This is a genomic window from Levilactobacillus sp. FUA 3915 (genome assembly GCF_044053135.1).
In the GTDB taxonomy this organism is placed as follows: domain Bacteria; phylum Bacillota; class Bacilli; order Lactobacillales; family Lactobacillaceae; genus Levilactobacillus; species Levilactobacillus lanxiensis.
In genome coordinates, this window is sequence record NZ_CP168704.1 from 2,841,406 (window position 1) to 2,865,860 (window position 24,455).

Sequence of the window (24,455 nt, forward strand, 5' to 3'; positions counted from 1 at the left end):
CGTTCGGCTAATTTAACGCCTAAAATTTCCGGTAATCGTCAAGCCCCTACACGAATCATCCACGACAATGGTAAACTAGAGCTAAGACCAAAGGAGGTTTCCCCATGCGTCCCACGATTCAAACCCTTTACGACCCCAACCTGCCCACGATCCTCTTTTCCCTGCATCCCCTGCCAACCGAACAGATTCGGCTCGGCGAAAAGGTGCTCGAGTATCGGAAGCATTTTCTCAAACACGCCTTTCAGGGCTTCGTGCACATGACCGGGACCCACGGCGGCGTCACGCTATTCGTGCGCTGCGCTCAGCCACTCACGGCAACACCGGCAAAACTCGCCGAGCTGGGTCAACAGCTCCAGCACGACGATCCGCAGGCCATTCAGGATTACCTGGGCGCGGCGGGCATCGCCATCCCCATTTCGGCCGTGGCGACGCTGCCCACCTTATCGGCGCAGACGTTGCGCGCGGTCGATCCGACGTTCGTGGCACCGCGGACCTTCGTTTACCTGGACAAGCCGCAAAAACAAGCGCTATTAGCCTTTCTGCTCAGCCAACCTTATACCAACTACTTAGAAAACGACTGGTGCACCCGAATCAAAACCGTTCGCGCCATTTTAGGCGATTGTGCTGATTAGTTATCGCGCCACATCTTAGTCACCCGGAACCGAGAAAACAGGCCCAGCGGATCAATCTTTTGCCGGTGGACCTTCACTAACAGATGCCAGTTGGTCCCGGTGATGGTGCCCATGTACCAACTGGCCGGCCAATCGCCATCCGGTTGCACGGTCACCGTGATTTTAGGGTGCTGCTGCAGGCGGCGCAACAGTTGCTGGTCGTTGCCCGTTAAGGTCTTAATCTTGGACCACCTGTGGGCCCGTAAATCCCGGTTGACCGTCCGTTGCGCGTAGGCTTGGCCCTGCGCACTACTGGGGTCGCTTACCACGACCCAGCCCCACAGGCCACCGACAATGAGCACCCCAATCACTAACCACAATCCTTTACGCATCCTCATATCCTCCATCTCTAACGAAAAACGGCTCACCCGTCTGCAATCCGCAGCGGTGAGCCGTTTCGTTTTATCTTCAATTAACTTGGCTTAATCTTGATGGAACGCTTGCGTTGCCTTGATGGCTGCTTGCCAGCCATTGTAGCAGCGTGCCCGCTTGTCTTCGGCCATCTGGGGCACGAACTCGTCACGCGACTTGTGCATCGCGCGAATCGTGTCCATGTCGGGCCAGAAGCCCACGGCCAAGCCGGCCAGGTAAGCCGCACCGAGAGCGGTCGTTTCGTTGATAGCGGCCCGCTTGATCGGCGTGTTTAAAATGTCCGCCTGGAACTGCATCAGGAAGTTGTTGTTGGCGGCCCCACCATCGACACTCAGGGACTGCAGGTTCAACCCGGTCTCCTTGGTCATGGTGTCGACCACGTCACGCGTTTGATAAGCAATGGCTTCAACCGTGGCCCGGACGAATTGCTCCCGCGTGGTGCCACGAGTCAAGCCAAAGACGGCGCCCCGCGTTTCTTGGTTCCAGTATGGCGCTCCCAGCCCGGTAAAGGCAGGGACCACGTAGACATCGCCCGTGGTTTGGGCATCCACGGCCATCTTTTCGGATTCGCTGGCATTTTCAAAGAAACGCATGCCGTCACGGAGCCATTGAATGGCGGAACCGGCCACGAAGATGGACCCTTCCAACGCATAAGTCACCTTGCCATTTAACCCGTAAGCAATCGTGGTCAGTAACCCATTGTGCGACAGCGTGGGTTCTTCACCGGTGTTCATGACGATGAAGGCCCCGGTGCCGTACGTGTTCTTGATCATCCCTTTGTCAAAGGCAGTCTGCCCAAACAAAGCGGCCTGCTGGTCACCGGCAATCCCGGCAATCGGCACCTGAACCCCACTGAACGTGTAGCCCGCAGTGTAGCCGTAGATTTCGGAAGATGACCGAACCTCTGGTAACAGGGATTCGGGGATGTTCAGCCAGCCCAGAATTTCCTTGTCCCAAGCCAGGTCATGGATGTTGTAGAGCATGGTCCGGCTGGCGTTGGTGTAGTCAGTCGCGTGGACCCGGCCCCCGGTCAGCTTCCAGAGAATCCAGGTATCGATGGTCCCAAATAACAGTTCGCCGCGTTCAGCGCGTTCCTGGGCCCCTTCAACGTGGTCTAGGATCCACCGAATCTTGGTGGCGGAGAAGTAGGAGTCGATGACCAGCCCGGTCTTCTCGTGGATGGCATCTGAGTAGCCATCGGCCTTCAACTGGTCCGCAATTTCACTGGTCTGCTTGGACTGCCAAACAACCGCATGGTAAATGGGTTCGCCGGTCTTCTTGTCCCAGATGATCGCCGTTTCCCGTTGGTTCGTGATCCCGATTCCCCGGACCTTGTAAGGTTGTACGTCTGAATCGATTAACGCATCAGAAATAACGGATTGCACTGCATTCCAGATTTCGTTTGCGTCATGTTCGACCCAACCTGGTTGCGGGAAGTACTGGTGAAATTCACGCTGTGCCTGTCCCGCAATTTGGCCGTGCCGGTCGAATAAAATAGCCCGGGTACTCGTCGTCCCTTCGTCAATTGCCATCATGTATTGTTGATCACTCATCGTTCAACTCTCCATTCATTCGTTCGTTAGCGACGGCCTAATTTTGCCGTGATGTCGCACTTGTTACTAGTATACCGAAAACGACCGCGTTAGCCAAACGTTTTTCAAAATGAAACCGCCACCAATACCGGTATATCGGACTTGGTGGCGGTTTATAAGTTTTCGCAAATATTTATTACTTTTCGTCGCTCTTCAAAACGCCGGCCACACCGTAACGGTTAGGCTGCATTTCGCGTAAGATGACGTGCACGTGTTCGGCTGGAGCGCCGGTGTTCTTGGTCACAGCAGTGGTGACGTCTTGAACCAAGGCCTTCAATTGGTCTTGTGAACGGCCAGCAATCAAATCGATGTTAACAATTGGCATTTAATTTCGTTCCCTTCTGTATGTGAATAGTCATATTATACCGGTAAGTCCGCGTCGGAGCAAGAATCAGCTTACTTTTTGACGCTTTCTTGCTTCAACTTCAACTGTTCCGTTTCGTTGTAGAAGTTTCCTTCAATATCCACGGTGTTGACCAGGTTCACGAAGGCGTTGACGTCGACGTCCTTGACCGCGTGCTCCAGGTCGTACAGTTCATACCGGGAAATGACGGTCATTAGGACCGCACTGTCCTTGCGGCTGTAAGCCCCAAACGCTGGCATTACCGTGATGCCGCGAATCAGCGTTTGATTCAGCTCGTCGATGACGGCGTCCTGCTTCGTGGTGACGATGAAGGCCGTCAGCTTTTGGTGCCGGGTGTGAATGCTGTCGACGACCCGCGACATTGCATAAATTGAGATGATCGTGTATAAAGCACTTTCCCAGCCAAATAAAAATCCGGCCAAGATCACGATGCTAAAGTTGATCATCATCATGAGCGTCCCAATCGTCCGGCCGGTCGTCTTCTCCAGTACCACGGCAACGATATCCATGCCCCCGGTCGAGAACCCATTTTTCAAGGGGTAAGCCACGCCGACCCCAGTCAGGATACCGCCAAACAACGCTGCCAACAGGGAATTGTTGGAAATGTTGTTCACGGGGACGACAATGGCCAGCAGCGAGGTCAGGACCGCCACGGCAATCGAGTAGATGGTGAAGCTCCGGCCAACCTTGAACCAGCCTAACAGACCGATGGGGATGTTGAACAGCAGGATGAACCACCCAGTACTCAGGTGAATGCCACCCATTTCTAATAACGTTGAAATAATCTGGGAAATCCCGTTGATTCCGGCACTAAAGATCTTGCCCGGTACCAGGAATTCATTCAGGGCCACGGCCGTAATGATAGCGGACCCAATTAAAATCAAGAGATGCTTCCCAAATTCACGTCTACTTTCTAATGTGTTTCTCATCTTATACTCCTCTCACGCGTTGTGTCGTTTTAATTATTTAACCACAACGACGGGCCGTTGACCAGCGATAGGAGGGGCTTTGCCGGGTCAACTAACCACAAAAGCCCCGGAGCGCTTGCAATCTTTCTGCATAAATATTTATTTTTATGAGAATTATAAACAAAATAATTAAAAACGCCCCGAAATTAATCGAACCTAAAATAAACATGCTAGAATTAGGACTGTAGTCTAATCAAATTTAGAAAGGAGAGCCCCCTATTGAATTATTCCGCATGTACCAGTATTTTAATTGGTCCTCGAGCTACGGTGGATGGCTCGGTCATCATTGGGCGTAACGAAGACGCCAAGGCCGCTTGGCCCAAGCACTTTGTCGTCCACCCAGCGAAGACCGCGACCACGCCGCAACAGTTTGTCAGTACCGACAACGGCTTCACCATGCCCTTGCCCCTGACGGCCGCGAAGTATACCGCCACCCCCGAATGGACCGACAAGTATGGTCTGTTTGAAGAAGACGGCATCAACGCTTACGGTGTGGCCATGAGCGCCACGGAGAGTACCTACTCCAACGAACGCGTCCTCGGCGCAGATCCGTTGGTCAAAGACGGTATCGGTGAGGAAGCCATGGTGACCGTGGTTCTGCCCTACGTGAAGACGGCCAGAGAAGGTGTCTTACGCCTCGGTCAATTGGTCGAAACGTACGGCACCAGCGAGTCCAACGGTATTTTATTTGCCGACCAGCAGGAAGCCTGGTACCTGGAAACGGGTGCGGGTCACTACTGGGTCGCTCAGCGGATTCCGGCTAACGGTTACGCCGTCGTTGCCAATCAAATGGCGATTCAAGCCATTGACTTCCACGATGACGCGAACTTCCTTTACGCCCGGGATCTTCAGAGTTTTGTGGCGACCAACCACTTGAACCCGCACAGTGACCGGTTCATTTGGCGCGACATCTTTGGCACCCAGGATCAGTCGGATCTGTACTACAATACGCCACGGGTTTGGGACGGCCAACGTCGTTTCACCCCACAAGTGGCGCAAGAACCGCAATCATTTAAGCTTCCCTTTATTCAGTACGCCGACCACCTGCTGGCTGTAGACGAGGCCCAGGCCTACCTGAGCAGTCATTTCGAAGGCACGCCGTACGATCCGGTGGGGTCCGGTTCAGCCGCTGAGAAGACCGCGTTCCGGCCAATCAGTTTGGCTAAGACCCAGGAATCTCACGTGCTCCAGCTCCGGCCCGACATGGACCCCGCTTTGGCTGGGATTCAGTGGTTGGCCATGGGTGTCGCCGCACAGAGCGTCTACGTGCCCTTCTACGCCGGCATCGACAGCACGCCAGGCGCGTACCACTTGGGCGCCGAAACCTACGACGACCAGTCTGCTTACTGGGTCTACAAGTTAGTGAGCGTCTTGCTGGATGCCCACTATCACGAGGCTTGGCCAACGGTCAGTGCCGTACAAAAGGACCTGCGGATTGCCTTTAAACAGTCCGTAAAACAAACGGATGCCACCGGTCAACGACTGTCTGGTATCGAGCTCAACCATTACTTAACGCAACAGGCGAACGCGAACGCTGCATTGGGAATTAAGCGCTACCGCGAGCTAGCCGCGACCTTGATCACCAAGGCCACCGACATGGGTCCTTTGAATTATCACCAGGACCTTAATTTATAAGACGGGTGAACCAATCGTCACCACATATAATGGGAGATATTAAAAATGGATAAGCAAAAGAAGATTGGACTTTCGAGTCTGATCTTAATGATCTTCACGGCCATCTATGGCTTTGCCAACACGACGGTCGCCTATGATCAAATGGGTTACGCAAGTATCATTTGGTACATCTTAGCGGCACTCCTCTTCTTCCTGCCAAGTGCGTTAATGCTGGCGGAATACGGGTCTTCGTTTAAGGAAGCCAAAGGTGGGATTTATTCTTGGTTAGCCGGTTCCATCGGTGAAAAATGGGCCTTCATTGGGACCTTCATCTGGTTGTCATCCTGGATTATCTGGATGCTGTCAACCTCGACGAAGGTTTGGATTCCCCTGTCAACGCTGATTTCCGGTTCCGATCAAACGCAAACTTGGTCCTTCTTGGGACTGAGCTCGACGCAAACGATTGGTCTGTTGGGTATCGTGTGGATTCTCGCCGTGACCTTCTTCGCCTCACGGGGAATCAACTCCATCGCTAAGATTTCCTCATTAGGGGGTATCTTCGTGATGATTCTGACCGGGGTCTTCTTCATTGCCAGTATCGTGATCGTCATTTTAAATCACGGTCAACTCGCTGAACCAATCAACGGGATTCACAGCTTCGTGGCCTCGCCAAATCCGCAATTCTCTTCACCAATGGCTCTGCTGTCCTTCGTGACGTACGCGGTTTTCGCCTACGCTGGGATGGAATCCATGGGGGGTATCACCGACAGTATGGACAAGCCTGAAAAGACCTTCCCAAAGGGTTTGATCATTTCAACGATTGCCATTACGATCATGTACTCCCTGTCCATCTTCCTCTGGGGGATCAGTGCGAACTGGACCCAAGTGTTGGGCAAGAGTCAAGTCAACCTGGGGAACATTACCTACGTGTTGATGAACAACTTGGGACTGGTCTTGGGTAAAGCCATGGGCCTCTCCGGTGCCGCATCATTGACAATGGGTCACGTGTTAGCCCGGTTGACTGGGTTGAGCATGTTCATGGCCTACCTGGGTTCCTTCTTCGTTCTGGTCTACTCACCACTGAAGTCCTTCATCGTGGGGTCTTCACCAAAATTGTGGCCAGCCCGGATGACGAAGTTGAACAAGGCTGGGATGCCCGGTTACGCAATGTGGGTCCAAGCTATCGTGGTTGCTGTGTTCATCTTCCTGGTTGCCTTTGGGGGCAACGCGGCTAACGAGTTCTACTTGATCTTGACGGATATGGGGAACGTGTCAACGTCCTTCCCTTACCTGTTCTTGATTGGGGCCTTCCCATTCTTCAAGCGTCGGACGGACCTGGAACGGCCATTCGTCATCTTCAAGAGTCGTCTGTGGACGAACGTTATTGTGACGGTCGTGCTGGTCATCTTGGTCGGTGGGATTGGATTTACCTGTCTCCAACCAATCCTGGACCACGATTACATGACCGCCTTCTGGACGATCATCGGGCCAATCTTCTTCGGGGCTGTCGCATGGATCTTCTACTACAACGCGCAAAAGCGTGCTTCTAAGGACGAACGCCCTGCTGACGAAAATTAATTGATTTTGTGTTTTTTGAGGAAACCCTTTTGTTTTTGGGGTTTCCTTTTTTGTTTGTGCTGAGTTTACACGGCAAATATTCAGGTAGATAACCAAGGTGCCGCTTATAGAACCAGCTTTAACCCATGGAGACGCTTGTCGTGCTTTCAACAAGATAATTGAAATCGCGTCTGGCTTGTTCCCCCGGCAACGATAAATCCTTTAAGGAGACTCTTTGAGTGGTAAGCACGTTTTCTAGGAAAGAATTATACCTAAAAATGGTATGCTCTATTTTTTTAGAATAGAACATACCATTTTTATTTCCAGTCAGGGAGACGATGGATGTAGCTTTGACTCTCCTTAACCGCATGAATAGGCCCTTACACCTGTCGGGAATACCGCGATAGCGCAGTATAGAGATAGGTTCGATAGGAATCACCCACACACCTGTGGGGAATACAAGTTACCAATTTATCCCAATTAAGGAGGATGAGGATCACCCCCACATCCGTGGGGAATACACTTGAAAATCAAAGCTAGTTTTAAGGACCCAGGGATCACCCCCACATCCGTGGGGAATACGATTTGCTGGCCGCAATCCATTCCGGAATATGGGGATCACCCCCACATCCGTGGGGAATACTATTGCCTAAGTACCATACAACTTTTGGCAACGGGATCACCCCCACATCCGTGGGGAATACCTATTTTGATTGCTGAAGGTGTCAAGCGAATCAGGATCACCCCCACATCCGTGGGGAATACACGATTTAGATATTGTTATGCCACAGATAGATGGGATCACCCCCACATCCGTGGGGAATACTTTTGTAATTGATGGAAAACATCTACCATCATAGGATCACCCCCACATCCGTGGGGAATACCTGGCATCAAACGGAGGGATTTTCATGACTATAGGATCACCCCCACATCCGTGGGGAATACCGAAGAACTTTACGCTTTTAAAAAGCATGCTGGGGATCACCCCCACATCCGTGGGGAATACGCCGGAATGACTTACTTAATGGAAGCTAATTGGGGATCACCCCCACATCCGTGGGGAATACTTGAACTATAGCGTTCCACACGTAAAGGATAACGGATCACCCCCACATCCGTGGGGAATACATACAGTGTTGGCATCCATTGTTGCGAACTCAAGGATCACCCCCACATCCGTGGGGAATACTTAAATTCGGTCTTTTTGTCCTCGAAAAGCGTGGGATCACCCCCACATCCGTGGGGAATACAATTGTCGCCAAGACTTCGCCGCCGTCTTGACGGGATCACCCCCACATCCGTGGGGAATACTACCTAGACGACGACAGCGGCCACCCGCAGCGGGGATCACCCCCACATCCGTGGGGAATACTCGCTGACAAAGCAATTGGCTACGGCAAAGTTAGGATCACCCCCACATCCGTGGGGAATACACTAAAGAAACGCCGTCACACCGGGATTTAGTTTTTCAAAAAGTCCCGTTTTCCTTTAACTTGCTCGCCAACGCAAACGTGGCTTCAGCATCTGCTAACGCCTGATGAGGGTGCGGATTTTTAATTTCGTATTCAGCCAGCACCGTTTCTAGCCGATAATTATCCAGAAATCGATTAGCCTTTTTAACCAGCGGCATTAAATCAATCATCCGTGATGACAAGTCATTCTGCTTAACTTTTCTAAAGCCGTTCGTCAAAAACATCTCGTCAAATCTCAGGTTGTAGCCAACTACGGGTGTATCTGCAATAAATTCACGTAACCCTTGGAGAGCATCTGCTAGACTGACCCCTTGATTCTGCAACATTTCATCAGTAATCCCGGTCAGCTCCGCAATCTTTGCTGGAACCTCTTGTTCAATCTGAATCAGCTGATCAAACCGAACAAGTTGATCATCCCGGTCACGTTTAACTGCCCCAATGGAAATGATTTCGTTCTTAGTTGCGTCCAGTCCAGTAGTCTCCAAATCAAGACTGACCGCTTCTAGTTTTTCGGGCGATGGCGTCTTTCTGACAGACTTATGGGACATGATCTTTGCGCGATGAAACTTAGCGGCATCACTAAACCCATGCTTGACACCGCCAGTTGCCTCTTTCAAGTGCATCATCAAAGGAATTCCTTCGAAGTCGACCACCTGTCGATCCTTACGCGTCGTTCTAAACTGATAGCCCAACTCATTTTTTGCGTTGTAAACCATCGTGGCCTCACCACGACCGATATTTTCTAGGATGCGGTCCCATAGTGCATCACGAACCCGGGCGCTAACGTTACCCACGTAAACGCCCGTTTGAATTTCTTGATACCATTTGGTCAGGTCACCACGCAGCGAATTAGGTACCTTCGTTAGGGTAATCACAATCATCGGCTGCCATCCTCTTGCAGCTCATGATACTGCACACCAAATTTCTGCAGACCTAGTCGATCATCCCAGAGACTAACGAGGTCCACCTCACGATCATCAACATCCGTCATGCCCAATAACGCCTTTAAATCCCGGACCATGCGCACCAGTAGCTTGCTTTCAACAAAGACATCACGCATGGCTAGGCGCGTTCGGGAACCAATATCAGAATCTTCGCCATATTTCGCAGCAACACTAAAGGCAACTGGAATCGAGAATTCCGCCTTATATAGATCCGCAAAATCATAGACAAAGGATAGATCATGTCCTGTGTGGACAAAACCTAGCCCCGCCGATGCGCCCAACGCTGAGATAACACTGTAGCTCAATCCATAAAGGGCCTGATGAGCTGCCGTTAGCGCTTTATTAATTGGCGACCCAGAATCAAAATCATCTGGGTTATACTCACGGCGAGACCAAGCCACACCGGTTTTTTCGGACTGATCCAGGTAAACCTGTCGAACCCGTGCGCCTTCCTTGCCACGAAGCTGTTGCATGGTTAGCTGGGAAACATCATCGTCTGGAAACCGCATTTGATACATCTGGCGCGCAACTTTTACGCGTGAACGTTGATTTGAAACCAATTTCGCCTGGGCCATGAGTATAGCTGAGGAGTGGTTGAGCGGCCGACCATAAGCATACTGCCGCACGCCCTGTTCACCAACCCAGACTACCCCCAGACCAGACTCCCCAATCAGCTCCATTGCACGATGTGTCACGTCGACACCAGGACCGAGCATAAGCACGCTAAGCATGGCCGCTGGAACATAAACAATGCCACGGTCATCCAGGACCTGAATGGCACTATCTTTTCGGTTCAATTTGGCATGTTCTAGATACAGAAAAGTGATCCGATCACGCACCCGGCCTAGCTCGTAGCGTTCGGGTTTCTTAGCACCAGCCTGTTTTTTAGCCATGGTTACGCCTCTGGAATAATCGTCATTAGCCCCATGCCAAAGGCCTTTTCACGACCGATTCCTTGCGTCAGTGTCTCTTTAAAACTTGCAATATCACTGATACGGAGCAGGCCTTCAAACGTGACCCGGCTCAAACGAACACCCCGTCCGGTTTTGCGATGAAGGACTGGCCACTCACGGCCAACGATATTGAACGACCAGGTTGACTCACCATCTGGGTCTTCAACAGTTGTTTGCTGAATCAGCTGGAAGCCAGACTTTTCAGCCCGGTCTAACAGCCACTGCCGTTGTTGTTCAATCGTAATATGTGGAACGACCCGTCCTTGCCGGTCACCTGGCTTGGTAATCGTGTGCGTCGGATTCGCTGTCAGGCGAAACTGTAACACCTGGCCACCCTGGAGACTGTTTAGCAGCCCATCATAAGACTTAGTCATCACCGTCCCAGCCACGCCATACTTTGCCAGCTTCTCAGCATCTGGTTTCTCTTCACTTAAGACGAGGAGATACCGCTTGCCATCTAACTGATCGATTCGCCACAAATGGCGCTGACGCTCTCCCGCTTGAATCTCACTGGGAAAGCTTTGTTCGACCCAATTATGGTACGCACCCAGATGTGTCAACTCACGTGTTTTGGCGCGGTCATTACTATCAATTTCTACTCTTGATAAGTAGTACATACTTACTCCTTCCCGAGAGTGCTCATCGCATCATGCTGCGTGTCTAGCTCGCTGCTCTGTGCTTTTAACTCGCTCAATGGTACCGTGATTTTCGAAATAGCCCGGAATCCATGCCGGCGGTCACGCTGGTCAAATGAAACGACCTGGTCTTTAACCAAGGCGCTGGACGGACTGGTGGTTAAATTGGCATCTGCAACAATTTTTAACGTTTCGGATTTCTGCTTTCTTTGATACCACGTTGATGCCTGCCATTGCATCTGTTGAAGTACTTCGACAGGAGTCATCTCTGGAAATTCCTGCAATTTTAAAACGCCAGCAGGGACATTAGAACGCCTGCCCAAAAACAATTGAAACCTTGGATGTTTTAAAGCGAATTTGATGTCATCGACAAAACTATCCTCTTCGCTACCCAGAGCGACAACAAAGACCGCATCCTGAATATAATCTCGGTAGGTTTGTCTACGTTCCCCTGGTTGCCATTCAACAATTTGATAGTCTGTAAAATTACGACCTACCTGATCAATTCTAACCGCAAAATTCAAACGATTTAAACCACGAATTCTTCCATCAGTTCGACGATACCCCAAAGCAGCAGCTATCATACCAATCATTGCACTCTTAGTTGGATAATCACTAGTGGTCCGCCGATCAAAGCTAGCTTCGTCACCATATGACTGTAATGGAGCAGTCAATTTAATCGTTAACGTTTTCATTTGGAACCACCTCTGATAACTTTTCTGTAACTTTCGTCAAAAGATCATCCTTAGTAGTCACGTTGTCGCCAATCTCAGAATCGTTTCCCCAAACCCAATTACCAATTGGCTGGTCGACAAGTCCGGCAAGCTTCGAATACTCCGCTTCAAGTCTTGAAATTGATTTTTGCATATACCCATTCGCAGGTGTTACTGGATTTTCAAATGCAGAGACCAAATTTACCGGCGTATCATCCCGAAGCGTAACCATGACATAACTAGGTAGCGTCTTATTAGCATATGAATTTTCCTTACCTGTTGGCATTGATAGCACAAATTCTTTGATAAATGCCCGGGTAACTTGAAGAGCAGTTTCGCTATCAAGGTTCGCAACTAGCTCATTCACATTCAAATTGGCGTATCGATACAAAGTAGCCGAATTGAAATTATTTGTTCCAATCATGGCAGCTCCAGATTCATTATCTTTCTTTAAATCATCTAGTGCGGTAAAGTAATCAAATTCTGGAACCACCTCATGCGTTGAAATTGCATGTGCCACTTGAGCTGCTGCATTAATATTCAACTCCGGAGCACTGGCAAACATACGCCCAAACAGAGCTAAATCCAGCGTGTTATCCTTCATAATCGAACTAGAAATACCATCCTTAACTTTTTTACCACCCTTATTAGCTTTTTTTAGTTCCTTAAGTAAGATATCACTATTGTCAATTGCATACTGAGCTAGATGTTCAATTTGAACCGGACTAATGTAGAGTAAGGCACTTTTTTTATCATTCGGTTTACTGCCAAGTAACTCAAGAATTTTTTCTGAGAGAAATAAAATATCCTCAGATGACAATACTGAGTCAATATTTTTCATAGCACTTTCTAACAATGTATTTGCTTTTTTTGTCAGGAACCCAATTTCAAGCCCATCCTCATGAACAAACGCATTCCGCATAGCTCTTTTCCAGCTTTGTGAGGAAACCCGAGACCGCATAACACCTCCATAAAGAGCTGTCTTGGGTGACCCAGTATCATCTCTGTTAATATTTGAAGAAGGTACAGTCTGTAAAACATTGATATCGATGTATAAGTTAGATTTAGTCATTAGTCATTTCTCCTTCTTTTTGCGAGTCTGAGTGATTATAAAAATACATTTCACCCCAGCGTAAGCGTACCCACCCAGCTTGCTTATAACCTTGTTGGAAATCACATAAATCCTGGGCTACTTGTGGGAAGTCAATTTTTTGAGCACTTCCACTCGATTTCAACCTCCTGATTAGATGTGTCAATTCATTAATAATGTTGGCAACGTTATTTGCCAAAAGCAATGCATTTACCCGGCCATCAAGCGTGTTTTCTTCACTTTGCAAATTTGCCAGTGCAACAAACAACTGCACACCTCCTGGCTGAACTCCTTTTGAGGGTGCATATGCTAGTTGATCTTGCCCCTGCTGGCAAATAGCATAAAAATGAAGCGCCGCATAAACCGATACTTCTGCTATAGTAGGCTTGCCATCTTGACTTAGCTGGTTTTTCGCTAAATTACGTATGATAGTCTGCAGTGCATCTTGATTTCGCAATTCATTGAGTGTACTCGTATTTTTTAAACTTGATAATACACCACTATTTGGATTACCATCTCGATATACTTCACCAATAATCTGTCTGGTCTCTTCCTTGACGTCATACATCATAGAAATCCCATCATCCTTTCGGTTCCTCAAAAATCTTTCGTAACTTCCCCATTAACCGATTTCTAGCAATAAAAATATTTAGGAGCTTGGGCTCACGCGATTTTTTCCCCTTGGGAGTAACATGAGTTCCTATAATATCTTTAGGAGAACTCTCTTGCATAACCTCATCAATTGCACCAAGCGTAATTTTTCTAAGACTTTTTTCCCACAAGAAAATTTTTTCTTCTCGATTGGTACGATTATCTTTCCCCTTTAATCCTTCCAACCACTCTCTGAAGGGCTCATTTAGTTGACCATAAAACCGTGCGCTCAGTTCTTCAGAAAAACTGCTAATATCATTTACATTTCTTACGATTCCAATATCTCGTGCGAACATGTAGTAGGCAACCCCTACTTTCTTTGTCAAATCAATGACATCTTCAATTCGAATTGGCCAACGCTCCGCAACTTCTGAATCAAATAAAACATCAGCTTGCATTTGCATATTATCTACCACTTCAATAGCCGGCAATTGTGACGAACTTTTCCCCTGATCATATACTAATGCCACCGAATTTAAAATAAGTGGCTTTTCATCAGGAATAATTTCTTCATCTTTAAGCCAGTTCAACCATCTAACGATACCCGGCTCTTGATTATCACTTTCCGAATTGACATTGACATACTTTCCAAAGTTACGCCACATCATTACATCAAGGGTATCCAATCGCCTTACGGCTGGCTTATAAACTTTATCTTTTTTACTCCAGCTCCAAGTCGTCATAGGCTCTATAAAAGCATTATCGTTCTGAAACATTGGAATTCCGGCACTAAAAATTGTTGGCGTATCTTCTTCAGACCATTGAATATGAAGCATCCTAGACCAAACCGTATACAACTCTGCCAAATTGTCTGGCAAAATTTGCAATTTTCTTTGCTCAATATAATCCCGCACAGACTTGTACTCCCAAACGGGCTTTTGCAAAGTGTATTTAGCATTATCACGAGGATCTACTAAAATCAGGTTTAGCATAAGTGTTTCAAAAAGAGTTTCTCCTTTTGCAAACACAGGATTAATGTTATAGATCCATCCTCCTGGATTGGAAAATTTTTTAGACATTTGAACCTTACTTTTATCAGTAACTCCTGTAAAATTTTGATAAGTGATTATCCACCGCACCAACTCGCCTAACGAAACTTCATTTTTAAGTTCACCCCCTAATTTTGGAGAAAAAAGTGCTTTCGTATGGCCGCTCTCAGAAATCCGCCGGTTAATTTGCTTAACGCCAACCTGCCCACTGGAGGTTGCAATTTTCTTCTTTTTTTCCACAAAATAATCATAATCTTCCCCCGTCACCTGATAGAACGGCTTCTCACCAAAAAAGTCAAAGCAATCTGCGTTCACTGCCAAATAACTTATAACTGCTCCAGAAAACTGTCCTGACTGATAAAGGTGCTTCCAAGTACTAAACAAATCTCTTCTATACTTAGATTTACTGAAAGTATCCTGATTAATCTCCCATATCTTCGGTGAACCAGTATTCTCTTTCAGCCATGTATAGGTATCTCCACCAGCATCATAACGGGAATAAACAGTTGTCAAAATTGCTAGCAAAAGTCGTAAAATCGCTAGATCCTGACTATGCATATCACCCGCTAGTTGACGATAATTATTGGCATTTTGAAATACATCAATTAATGAAACTGTTTTTTCTTGATTCGTATCTACTTCAATCACTTTGATCCAAGGCTCAGTTGTTAAATTAAATGTACGCTTATTCATAATCATCCTCCTCAACATATTCTAGCCCTAATTTTGAAGAATAGGAAAGTAACCAACCCTCAAACTCCTGTGATAAGTCTTGTTTCAGTGGAAGAGCTAATGCCCCCTTTAACCATACATCACTTTGCCATCCCGCAAAATAACGACTAGTCCAATCTTCTAATTTCGTAATTGCGTTCTCAATCTTTTTAGGTGTTAGTGTTATAGCCGTGGGGAGTCTAATAATTTGCTTTGCAATTTCTTTTGACGAGGTCTCCTCTAAACGACGCCCGTCTAGAAGAAAAATGCCTTCATTTGTGTACTGTACTAAAATAACCTCTAAAGTTTCTTGAATATCACGTACGGCTGCACTTGCAGCTTGGTAACTTCGATCAGCATCAGGTTGGTCACGGTCCAGCCAACCATGAATAGTCTTTCCCTCCTCAAAATCAGGCTCACCAATCTGAAATGTATTAGCTCGACTTTCTTTACACTTAAGCTCGCAATCAAATTCGTCTCTAACCGCACTAATATTTTCCACTTGATTATCAGTTTTCGAATCATAGACTTGCTGGACTAGTGGCGAAATATCTGTTGGCAATACCACAACGTCTTTTAAAAAGTGATCAGTTTTCATAAGTAAGTATTTACCATAGATTGTCTCATTGCCGCCTCCGTATACGCCAAATTCCTGAATTCCCATTACAAATACTTGTGGTATTTTCAAAGATTCTGGTCGTTTAAGATGATGACGGTGTAGTCGTCCAATCCTTTGAAGAATTAAATCAATCGGCGCAATGTCTGTATAAAGAACATCAAAGTCAATGTCCAGTGACTGCTCCAAGACCTGAGTTCCAATCACAATCATTTTATCTGGACGGTCGCCGTGTTTTCCAATTCTGTCCTGTAATTCAGTTTCTTGCTTCATCCGGTCAGTTGCCAAGAATGCCGAGTGCAGTACCATTAGTTGAATATTATCTGGTACCAATTTTGCTAGTAACTGTGCCCGCTTAACTGTATTAACAATAACTCCAGCAATTCCACCATTACTAATCTGATTCAAAATATGCAAAATAAGTTCTTCATCTGAAATATTGAGTCGGTTTACGCTTACACTGACTGCTTTCTGATCACTTTTCCCTGAAAATGATTTGACCTGCTTTATTTCATTTCCATCCAAAATACTTTGCAAAGGGTATGCCTGAGTCTCATCCCATCCATCTGGCGCTTTTAATTTCTTCTTATAGTTTTCTCCGTACTTCCCTGCTAAATAAGCTTCTAATAATTTACTTCGCTTCTCTTTAGGAAGAGTTGCTGAAAGAATTACGACAGGTACATGGTAAGCACCCAACCAATTCATCGCTTTATATAAATACGAATTCATATAGGCATCATAAGCATGAGCTTCATCAATAACAACAACTTTTCCGCTGAGACCCAAATGCGTTAGGGCTAAGTGCTTTTTCTTTAAGCCCATTAAAAGCAAGTGGTCAATTGTTCCAACAGCGAACTTTGTCAATATTGCCTTTTTCCCGGAGAACCAATCGTTCACAACAACTGAGCTATTCTGCTTTTCATCCCCATAAATACTAACCGCCTGAGGAAGCTGCATGTATTTCTGATTAAATTGATTTTTACCATGGAGCAAGCCAGTATCAAACTCGGCACCTTGCCACTCTGCCTGAAGATCTAACCATTCTTCTACACGACTAAACATTGCATTAGTTGTTGCTTGTGTAGGTAAACCAATAAAAAGGCCATCTCTACCAGTTTTCCTTGCCAATTGCTCAACAGCTATTAGTGCAATTTCAGTTTTTCCAATCCCCATTGGGGCCTCAACAATCACCATTCCCGGGTCTAGTGTCGCATTAATAGCTTCGGTCATCTTCCTTTGGACTGGTCGAGCATCAAACTTCCAACGCTTTTTATACGGATCAAGTACAACATCATTCTTAAGTCCGCCTCTTAGAACATCTTGTTGTGGTGTCCACTCGTCAAATTTCAACCACTCAAGCATAGCATCTGTAAACCGGGAATTTTCATACCTTTTCATATTTTCCCATGTCTGATCAATCTTTATCAATGGAAAAAGTGGTTCTTGATGTGCCTTGTCTAAATATTCTCCAGATGCTAGCCAATCCGCCATAATCAATAGTCCTTCTAAAAGAATTGCTTGTGGTTCTCTGATACTAGGGATTTCTTCAGCATCTTGATACCCAGCTTCTTCTAAGGCGTAATTGAATAGTTCTCTCTGAACCTTTTTCCATGGGGCCTGTATCTCAGAATCACCCTCTTTTTGATAGTAATTAGCCTCATAAGTTTCAATCTGACGTCTAGGGGCACGTGCTGTGGCCACTGGTTTTCCATGATGGCCACCAATAATGGCGCCAACAGATGCTGGCACACCAAACACCTTCGCCGTTACAATCGCCTCTCCGGCCAAGGCATGTGGTGACTTACTAGGTGACAGCAAACGCAAATTTCTAAAATTAGTGAAGCCAGCTCTGGCTAAACGATCTTTTAAATAATCATCCAGCTGAACATCATGGTCATACGATGATTTTGACTGGAATGCAGGTGTTGCTTTTCCAATATCGTGGATAAATCCTACCAGCTTAACTAGTTTTTGCGTATCAGTTTCAGATAATGTTCCCTCCAGCACTTGCTTTTGACCTGAACTTAACCAATTATTGAAAAGCCAGTTTATCACGTTTTTTGTATCAAGAAGATGGGCAATCAAAGGTAACCAATATTCCTGTCCATCCTCCGAACGTTTTTTCGCCCATAAGGCTGAAGCTTGTCTAGAAATTTTCATACGCCGACACTCCTTTGCGTTGAATAGCTACATGCTCTGACTTGAGAATTATTCTTCGAGAGCTTGATAATCACTGGATTCTATCACAAATTTAAAAAAACTAAACTCCCTGTACAATAATGTTCTTTCTTTTCCCTTTTAGCATACCTCAGCGTTAGCCTGTTAACAATTGCTAAAACACTATCTTGAAAATTCGCAATTACTTTGATAATAAAAAGTCGCCTCCGATTTCCCTCAAAGGTGACCTCCTATCTCAAGCATAATTCAATCATTTCTATGCCTAGTTTTCATACTCTATCCATCACCAGGCTAATTCGACGCCTTATAAAAAACTTCCCCAGTTTCTCTGACTCTTACCCTATTGTGAATAAATGTGCCTAGTCCAAAAAGCAATTACGCTTGAGAATCATCCCTACATCCGTGGGGAATACAAAACTTGTCCTTTTCCAGCTGCAACTCGCTTAGGATCACCCCCACATCCGTGGGGAATACTCACGTCCCCCAGATTCACTCAATGCGTACACAGGATCACCCCCACATCCGTGGGGAATACTTGGAAGCAAGACACTCCCACTGTTCACATTAGGGATCACCCCCACATCCGTGGGGAATACACCCACTGGAAGAACCCGTTACTCACAGCCAGAGGATCACCCCCACATCCGTGGGGAATACTTGATGTCGTGAAACAGCTTGGAACGCTGCTGAGGATCACCCCCACATCCGTGGGGAATACGTAATCACCTGTGCCCCTGTGACCCCAGTAACGGGATCACCCCCACATCCGTGGGGAATACCTTTAATTGAGACTTCAGTTGCTTACCCCTGGAGGATCACCCCCACATCCGTGGGGAATACATTTTAAGTAGGTTGACGGTCTTCGCTAGCTCGGGATCACCCCCACATCCGTGGGGAATACATGTAAACCTCAGCTTTCGCCATGGCCCGGTAGGGATCACCCCCACATCCGTGGGGAATACATGTAAACCTCAGCTTTCGCCATGGCCCGGTAGGGATCACCCCCACATCCGTGGGGAATACAAAGCCTACACATGCTGAAGCGCTTGGAGAAAGGGATCACCCCCACATCCGTGGGGAATACGCAGCGAGAGTTTGGCGATCGGTGCGACGGTTGGGATCACCCCCACATCCGTGGGGAATACTCCAGATTTTCCCACGTCTCCGCGCAATCTTAAGGATCACCCCCACATCCGTGGGGAATACGTGAAATGAAAGTCAAGGGTTTTCGTGATATTAGGATCACCCCCACATCCGTGGGGAATACTCCCCGCGATAAACTCTTCTTTTGTCGGGCCATGGATCACCCCCACATCCGTGGGGAATACGCTCATCAGCGGTCCGCGCCAAATTAAAAGTTAGGATCACCCCCACATCCGTGGGGAATACATGATATGGATATGGGGACACTTTTCCCGAAAGGGATCACCCCCACATCCGTGGGGAATACTTATCGCTGCGACTACTGATGCAATTGATGTTAGGATCACCCCCACATCCGTGGGGAATACCAAGGAAACTCAGGTGCTGCGTTAGCTGCACTAGGATCACCCCCACATCCGTGGGGAATACTCCTAAAATGGCCGTGTAAGCTCGTGTAGCACGGGATCACCCCCACATCCGTGGGGAATACACTAAACAAACGCCGCCACACCGGGATCCTATTTTTCCAAAAGTACCATTTTCCTTTAACTTGCTTCTCTAGCATACCCCTACAAGGCAGCGTTAACAATTACAAAATGGGCATCTCCAAAATCCGCAATTAACACAATAATAAAAAAGCCACTTCAGATTTTTCACGTCTAAAGTGGCTCCACTTTCAACCAATCACTACTCCACCCGATTCCGCCGCAAAGTCCGGTCGGGCTGATGGCCAATGAACAATGGCACCCGCTCCTCGACCACGTCGCTGAAGGCCAGGCCGTACCAGCGCTGGGGCGACAATGAAATCCGCTGCAGCAGCAAGCGCCCGCCAATCAGCAGCCGGTCGAGCGTTGGCAGGTCCTCCTGTGCACCCAGGTCCTGGAACTGTTGGTTCAGCATGACAAATTTAAAATTACCCACGCGGCGGCCCGGAATACTGGAATACCGTGGCGTTTGGTCGTCCAGCAAGCCTTCCTTTAACAAGTCATTCACGATTTGGCGCAAGTAGACGTTTAACCGCTGCGGCTTCTTGAATCCCAGGTACAGCTGCACGTCCATCACACTACGCGACCCCAGCTGCTCCACCGTGTACGCGCACTCATACGGCGTATCCGTCTCGTTCACCGTCACGAACCAGTAAACCTTGGCACGCTTCGGCTGCTGGTCCAAAATGGAGTAGACCGTTGCCCGTTTGACCGCGTAATCCGGCCCCACGTGCCCGATGTACACCAAATTGGTCGCAAACGGCGGCACCTGGTCGTCCTGGCTCAACGCGTCTAGTTGCGGCACAAAGTCCATCAGCGACACGTTTTCCGCCTCTGCCAAATGGGCATCCCGCCGCAGATTACCCGCGTGCCAAAAGATCATCACGGTCAAAATTGCCAGCGTAAGCAGCACCGTCACGTACCCGCCGTGCACAAATTTTGCCAGACTGGCCACCAGAAACAAACTTTCCAATAGGCCAAACGCCACCACGTACACCTGCGCCAGGACGCGGTGCCCCCGCTGCAGCAGAAAGGCGTGCAGCAACAACGTTGTCATCAGCATCGTCAGCGTAATGGCCAGGCCGTACGCCGCCTCCATGTGGCTGGACGTTTGAAAAAACCACACGATGCTCAGCGTCACGGCACACAGCAGCCAGTTGACGGCACCGACGTACAGTTGGCTCTTCACGTTCCCTGGAAATTTAATCCGCAGCCGCGGCAACAATTTCAGCCCAATGGCCTCGTGCACCAACGTGTAGGACCCCGTGATCAACGCCTGCGACGCAATGATGGCTGCAACCGTGGCAATGACAATCGCAAACCACTGCCAGTGCGCCGGGACCATCGCGTAAAAGGGATTCACCGGATGAGCCGTTGCCAAGGCCGCCCCGTGGCGAATCACCCACGCACCCTGACCCAGATAGCTCAGCATCAGCATGGCGTACACGAACGGCCAAGTGCCGTAAATATTACGCTTGCCGACCTGCCCCATGTCCGAGTACAGCGCCTCCGCCCCGGTCGTCGCCAGGAAAATACTGCCTAAAATGAAAATGCCCTGACGATTGACCGGACTAAAGAGAAAGCGCACAGCATAAACTGGTGACAACGCCCGCAACATCCCCGGTACCGCCAGCAAATTTTGCAGGCCAATCACCCCAATAAAGCTAAACCAGATCAACATTAACGGGCCAAACGACCAACCAATCATCTGTGTGCCGAAGCGCTGAATCAAAAAGAGCCCCAGCAAGATACCGGTCACCACCAGCAGGACCCAGCCCTGATTGGCGCTGAAATGCACCGGCCCGATAACCTGGCCCTTGAGTCCCTCAATCGCCGAGGTCACGGTCACCGCGGGCGTCAACGTGCCATCCGCTAAAATGGCCGCCCCGCCAATCAGTGCGGGAACAATCAGCCACTTGGCCTGTGTCCGCACCAGCGCGTACAAAGCAAAAATACCGCCTTCATCGCGGTTGTCCGCCCGCATCGCCAGCAGAATATATTTAATCGTGGTAATCAACATCAGCGTCCAAAAAATCAGTGAGACGCTCCCCAACATGATTGGCGTTGCGGCCGTCATCCCCCGCCGGCCTGCCGCATCAATAATCGCGTTCATGACGTAGAGCGGCGAAGTGCCAATGTCCCCGTAGACGATGCCCAGGGTGATCAACATCCCCAGTCCCGATAGCGTGCGCGTCGTGGTTTTCATGGCTCAGACCTCCCTTGAATTCTGATACCCATGATAGCGATTCCGCTGACAAACCCCAAAGATTCAGGGGCAATTACGTTACTCACTAACCGAATTAAGGGGTAAGCTTGCTTTAGGGGAAACTGTTGTCGCTCGGTGATGGCCCAAAATCAGCCCCCTCGGCGTTCCGCAACGCTAAAAAAGCGCAAAAAAATAGCCCCTCGTTCCTTGCGAACGAGCGGACTATTTTAAAATCTAAGAAACTCCGGCTTGCTAACCAATCTCTCTGAATCACGTTATTAGCATCTCTTAAACTCTAATAATTAACTATACACGTGAATCGTCCAATCGTCAAGGATTATTTTGGGGCTTCTGATATTTCCAGCGAATCATCCCCCCACTGAACTTACCAAGTCCCCTGTTCCCACACCCTCTACAACGACCATTATAATGAAACACAATTACATTTGAGGGAGGTAACGCCATGACCCGACTCTTTTACATCCTGTTGGCCGGTGAAACGGTCTCTAGTTTTGGGAATAACCTATTTGATATTGCGATTGCTTGGTACCTATACGATTTGACCAAGAGCTCCTTGTTAGTCGGCGTTATTTCTGGCGCATTCAACTTATTAGTTTTGATGAATCTGATTACCGGTTTTATCGCCGACCGGCACGTGAAAACGCAACTCATGCGCGGTGTCGACGCCTGCCAAATGCTAATCATGGTGGTTGCCGGTGCCATCTACGGACAGCGCACCATCACGCTACTACCCTTCATTTTGATTCTTTTTGCCACCCGTTTTGTCGGGACCTTCTTTAATCCGGCCGAAGACACCCTGATTCCCCAACTGGTGGCTCGTGAGTCGTTGGCCAAGGCAAACGGCCTAAACCAGGGGTGCACCATGGTTGCCCAAATGATTGGCATGCTAGTCGGTAGCACGCTGATTGCGTGGGCCTCCCTGGCCGATTTCATGTGGGTCAACGCCGCCACGTTTGGCATCTCGTTTCTCTGCGTCTCCGTCGTTCACCATCGACACCACGAGGTTCTCGCCACGCCTGCCGCTAGCGACCCACAAGACCATTGGAATGCCGGTCTCAAATATATCAACCGAACCGCTATGCTCCGTGCCATCTGTACGCTGGCCTTGGTCATCAACCTGTGCTCTGAAGATTCCACTCAAGCGTAAAATGATTCTTTCCCTCACGCTAGTCAGCTTGGCCGTCATGGGGATGGTGGCGCTGCCAACCGTCACCATGACCTTTGTCATGCGACTATTCATTGGCCTGGGAGCCGGGACCATCAACGTGGCCGTTTTCACGCTGATTCAGTCGACCACTCCCGCTGGTATCCTAGGCCGCGTCAACGGTGCCATGCTAGCGGCATCTAACCTGGCCCTCCCCGTTGGCATGATGCTGGGTGGCCTGATTTCTGCCGTGATCGGTGTAAGCGGTGTGTTTCTCGTGGGTGCCATTTCCACGCTACTCGCCCTGCTGGGGTTCGCCAGGGTCACCGTGCCTGAGCTTTCATAGCCTTTTCGTCCACACCCCCTTGAAATGTTAAGGCGAGAATGGTAGAAAACAAATCTTGAATTTTTTAAAGGAGTTGAGCCAAATGCATATTCTTTTTCAAATTAATGCGCTGTTAAGATTTTTACTAGAAATGATAACTCTAATAGCATTAGCTTTTGTAGGTTTTACAAAATATAAGTTACCACTTAATTTACTTATGGGGATTTTAGTACCAATTGTAATTTATGTGATTTGGTCTATTTGTATGGCTCCTTTATCACCAAACAGAGTGGGCCTACTTTTGAGAGTAACGATTGAGATTATCATTTTTGGCCTCTGTAGTTATATGATAATAACTAAAATATCACTTCGTGTAGGGACTGTATATGGCGTTATAGTTGCTTTGAATGCAATAATGGCACACATTGGAGATGGAATATATGGCAGTAGTTTATAAAATGGAAAATGTTTATCAAAAATACAAGGGTGAAAAAATTATGCAAATGAAAATATTAGGCACTTGAAATGTTAAACCGTTGTTGTATACTTTTAGCTAGAGACGAATTCTCATCAAATTCTAACACTAGTTGATTGTCTCAACCCTGGCGTGGAACGTTAGGGTTAGCGGCTGGTGCAACTCTATTCAGGGGAAAGAAGCGGGGAAAATGAGTTATCTTTTACGGCCAAGTCTCAAGGGCCTGTTTCGTATTGGTTTTGTGGATTTTTATGCTTTTCTAATTGTAGCAGTGGCGTTGATAATGAGGGCGCCCCAGCACGTGATGGTTCTACTTGGCAGTGGGTTAGCCGTCATCTTTGTGCTATCGAGTGTTTTAACCATCCTGGGCATGATTTTCAATCGACTCTACCAGGAACCGGAGACCTATTCCATCCTAGTTTTACAAGTTGCTTTTAGCATTCTCTTCATCGTCTTATTAACTTAATCATTGAAGGTACGCTGACTCGAATCTGTCAACGTGCCTTTTTAATTCGACCAGCCAGTTAGCTGTAGTTGCCCGTTAATAACCTGACACACGCAAT

The 24,455-nt window shown here is 48.0% G+C and carries 20 protein-coding genes and 2 CRISPR repeat arrays; of the genes, 7 read left to right on the forward strand and 13 right to left on the reverse strand.

The genetic code is table 11. The features are described 5' to 3' along the window. Positions 1-104: 104 nt before the first annotated feature. Positions 105-632 carry a hypothetical protein gene (locus ACEPST_RS13185; RefSeq protein WP_204120782.1) on the forward strand — a complete coding sequence of 176 codons (528 nt, stop codon included), beginning with the start codon at positions 105-107 and terminating at the stop codon, positions 630-632. Here the strand turns inward: ACEPST_RS13185 and ACEPST_RS13190 are convergent. The 4 genes from ACEPST_RS13190 to ACEPST_RS13205 form a co-directional block, all read right to left on the reverse strand. Then, positions 629-1,003: a hypothetical protein gene (locus ACEPST_RS13190; protein WP_204120783.1), complete on the reverse strand. Its 375-nt coding sequence runs from the start codon at positions 1,001-1,003 to the stop codon at positions 629-631. The two genes, ACEPST_RS13185 and ACEPST_RS13190, sit on opposite strands and share 4 nt — an antisense overlap. A 90-nt stretch (positions 1,004-1,093) precedes the next feature. Continuing rightward, positions 1,094-2,596 (reverse strand): glycerol kinase GlpK, encoded by a 1,503-nt coding sequence (glpK, locus tag ACEPST_RS13195; protein WP_204120784.1) that lies wholly within the window; start codon positions 2,594-2,596, stop codon positions 1,094-1,096. A 175-nt stretch (positions 2,597-2,771) separates the two neighbouring features. Beyond that, on the reverse strand, positions 2,772-2,960 hold the full coding sequence (locus tag ACEPST_RS13200; RefSeq protein WP_011667624.1) for a 2-hydroxymuconate tautomerase: 189 nt from the start codon (positions 2,958-2,960) through the stop codon (positions 2,772-2,774). A gap of 71 nt (positions 2,961-3,031) precedes the next feature. After that, the gene (locus tag ACEPST_RS13205) at positions 3,032-3,928 is read right to left on the reverse strand and encodes a YitT family protein (protein ID WP_204120785.1); all 897 of its coding nucleotides are present in this window, start codon (positions 3,926-3,928) and stop codon (positions 3,032-3,034) included. A gap of 258 nt (positions 3,929-4,186) precedes the next feature. On the opposite strand from ACEPST_RS13205, the gene ACEPST_RS13210 reads away from it, so the two are divergent. Together ACEPST_RS13210 and yjeM are read left to right on the forward strand one after the other, a co-directional pair. Beyond that, the gene (locus tag ACEPST_RS13210) at positions 4,187-5,602 is read left to right on the forward strand and encodes a C69 family dipeptidase (RefSeq protein WP_204120786.1); all 1,416 of its coding nucleotides are present in this window, start codon (positions 4,187-4,189) and stop codon (positions 5,600-5,602) included. A 45-nt stretch (positions 5,603-5,647) separates the two neighbouring features. Continuing rightward, positions 5,648-7,159, forward strand: a complete 1,512-nt coding sequence (yjeM, locus tag ACEPST_RS13215; RefSeq protein WP_203645091.1) for a glutamate/gamma-aminobutyrate family transporter YjeM — start codon at positions 5,648-5,650, stop codon at positions 7,157-7,159. A 411-nt stretch (positions 7,160-7,570) separates the two neighbouring features. Continuing rightward, positions 7,571-8,574: a CRISPR direct-repeat array (repeat unit 28 nt; unit sequence GGATCACCCCCACATCCGTGGGGAATAC). A 35-nt stretch (positions 8,575-8,609) separates the two neighbouring features. On the opposite strand, the gene cas2e is transcribed toward yjeM, so the two are convergent. The 9 genes from cas2e to ACEPST_RS13260 form a co-directional block, all read right to left on the reverse strand. Further along, positions 8,610-9,494, reverse strand: a complete 885-nt coding sequence (cas2e, locus tag ACEPST_RS13220; protein ID WP_204120787.1) for a type I-E CRISPR-associated endoribonuclease Cas2e — start codon at positions 9,492-9,494, stop codon at positions 8,610-8,612. Continuing rightward, positions 9,491-10,450, reverse strand: coding sequence for a type I-E CRISPR-associated endonuclease Cas1e (cas1e, locus tag ACEPST_RS13225; RefSeq protein ID WP_395390437.1), 960 nt, complete (start codon positions 10,448-10,450; stop codon positions 9,491-9,493). Before cas1e ends, cas2e begins: the two co-directional genes overlap by 4 nt. 2 nt (positions 10,451-10,452) lie before the next feature. Next, complete coding sequence (gene cas6e / locus ACEPST_RS13230; RefSeq protein WP_204120789.1) at positions 10,453-11,127, reverse strand: type I-E CRISPR-associated protein Cas6/Cse3/CasE; 675 nt, start codon at positions 11,125-11,127, stop codon at positions 10,453-10,455. A 2-nt stretch (positions 11,128-11,129) separates the two neighbouring features. After that, on the reverse strand, positions 11,130-11,840 hold the full coding sequence (gene cas5e, locus ACEPST_RS13235; RefSeq protein ID WP_204120790.1) for a type I-E CRISPR-associated protein Cas5/CasD: 711 nt from the start codon (positions 11,838-11,840) through the stop codon (positions 11,130-11,132). Then, a complete protein-coding gene (gene cas7e / locus ACEPST_RS13240; RefSeq protein WP_204120791.1) occupies positions 11,821-12,930 on the reverse strand; it encodes a type I-E CRISPR-associated protein Cas7/Cse4/CasC in 1,110 nt (369 codons plus the stop codon). Before cas7e ends, cas5e begins: the two co-directional genes overlap by 20 nt. Then, entirely contained in the window at positions 12,923-13,519 is a 597-nt protein-coding gene (gene casB, locus ACEPST_RS13245) for a type I-E CRISPR-associated protein Cse2/CasB (RefSeq protein WP_204120792.1), read from the reverse strand. Before casB ends, cas7e begins: the two co-directional genes overlap by 8 nt. A gap of 10 nt (positions 13,520-13,529) precedes the next feature. Beyond that, positions 13,530-15,281: a type I-E CRISPR-associated protein Cse1/CasA gene (locus ACEPST_RS13250; RefSeq protein WP_204120793.1), complete on the reverse strand. Its 1,752-nt coding sequence runs from the start codon at positions 15,279-15,281 to the stop codon at positions 13,530-13,532. Beyond that, positions 15,274-18,075, reverse strand: coding sequence for a CRISPR-associated helicase Cas3' (gene cas3 / locus ACEPST_RS13255; RefSeq protein ID WP_395390438.1), 2,802 nt, complete (start codon positions 18,073-18,075; stop codon positions 15,274-15,276). The genes ACEPST_RS13250 and cas3 overlap by 8 nt, the downstream gene beginning before the upstream one ends. Before the next feature lie 403 nt (positions 18,076-18,478). Further along, positions 18,479-19,726: direct repeats of the CRISPR family, unit length 28 nt; unit sequence GGATCACCCCCACATCCGTGGGGAATAC. 197 nt (positions 19,727-19,923) lie between these two features. Next, positions 19,924-21,927, reverse strand: a complete 2,004-nt coding sequence (locus ACEPST_RS13260; protein ID WP_204120795.1) for a KUP/HAK/KT family potassium transporter — start codon at positions 21,925-21,927, stop codon at positions 19,924-19,926. Between the two features lie 463 nt (positions 21,928-22,390). On the opposite strand from ACEPST_RS13260, the gene ACEPST_RS13265 reads away from it, so the two are divergent. The 4 genes from ACEPST_RS13265 (at position 22,391) to ACEPST_RS13280 (ending at position 24,358) form a co-directional block, all read left to right on the forward strand. Further along, a complete protein-coding gene (locus tag ACEPST_RS13265; protein WP_204120796.1) occupies positions 22,391-23,095 on the forward strand; it encodes an MFS transporter in 705 nt (234 codons plus the stop codon). 1 nt (position 23,096) lies between these two features. Beyond that, the gene (locus ACEPST_RS13270; protein WP_204120797.1) at positions 23,097-23,438 is read left to right on the forward strand and encodes an MFS transporter; all 342 of its coding nucleotides are present in this window, start codon (positions 23,097-23,099) and stop codon (positions 23,436-23,438) included. Positions 23,439-23,520: 82 nt separating this feature from the next. Further along, entirely contained in the window at positions 23,521-23,874 is a 354-nt protein-coding gene (locus tag ACEPST_RS13275) for a YrdB family protein (protein WP_204120798.1), read from the forward strand. Between the two features lie 319 nt (positions 23,875-24,193). Further along, positions 24,194-24,358, forward strand: coding sequence for a hypothetical protein (locus ACEPST_RS13280; RefSeq protein WP_204120799.1), 165 nt, complete (start codon positions 24,194-24,196; stop codon positions 24,356-24,358). Positions 24,359-24,455: the final 97 nt, after the last annotated feature.